At 63.8% G+C, this 887-nt stretch carries 1 protein-coding gene and 1 pseudogene; both read left to right on the forward strand.

Annotation, left to right across the window (positions count from 1 at the left end; all coding sequences use genetic code 11):
• Nucleotides 1–501: pseudogene (gene metX / locus ENZ74_RS33145) on the forward strand (homoserine O-acetyltransferase); the annotation flags it as partial.
• A 58-nt stretch (nucleotides 502–559) separates the two neighbouring features.
• A partial coding sequence (locus tag ENZ74_RS33150; RefSeq protein ID WP_127313354.1) for a methionine biosynthesis protein MetW occupies nucleotides 560–887 on the forward strand: 328 nt, incomplete at its 3' end.

Consider the following 887-nt stretch of genomic DNA (forward strand, 5'->3'; position numbering starts at 1 on the left):
GAAAAGGGCCTGGCGGTAGCGCGCATGGCCGCCCACATCACTTACCTGTCGGAAGCCGCCCTGCACCGCAAGTTCGGCCGCAATCTGCAGGATCGCGAAGCGCTGACCTTCGGCTTCGACGCCGACTTCCAGATCGAAAGCTATCTTCGGCACCAGGGCATGACCTTCGTCGATCGCTTCGACGCCAATTCCTACCTCTACATGACGCGGTCGATGGACTATTTCGACCTCGCCGCAGACCATGGCGGCCGGTTGGCCGATGCCTTCGCCGGCACGAAAACCCGCTTCTGCTTGGTGTCGTTCACCTCGGATTGGCTGTTCCCGACCGAGGAGAGCCGCTCGATCGTGCATGCGCTCAACGCCGCCGGCGCATCGGTATCCTTCGTCGAGATCGAGACCGACCGTGGCCACGACGCATTCCTGCTCGACGAGCCGGAACTGTTTGCCGCGATAAACGGCTTCATCGGCTCGGCGGCCCGAGCGAGAGGGCTGAGCGCATGACCCGGAAAAATTGCAGGCTTTTCGGATCGGGATCATGCGCCAGGCGGGAGGCGAAGCCATGAGCGTCAACCGCGACCAGCGCGTCGACCTCGAAGTCGTCGCCAACCTCATCCCGCCACAGTCGCGCGTGCTCGATGTCGGCTCGGGCGACGGCTCGCTGCTCGAACTGCTGCAGGACACCAAGCAGGTCGACGGCCGCGGACTCGAGCTGTCGCAGCGCGGCGTCAACGAATGTGTGGCGCGCGGCCTCTCGGTCATCCAGGGCGACGCTGACAAGGATCTCGAATTCTATCCCGACAAGGGCTTTGACTTCGTCGTCCTGTCGCAGACGCTGCAGGCCACCCGCAACCCGAAGCTGGTGCTCGACGAACTGCTCAGGATCGGCA

The organism is Mesorhizobium sp. M7A.F.Ca.CA.002.15.2.1, assembly GCF_003998715.1.
Taxonomy (GTDB): domain Bacteria; phylum Pseudomonadota; class Alphaproteobacteria; order Rhizobiales; family Rhizobiaceae; genus Mesorhizobium; species Mesorhizobium ciceri.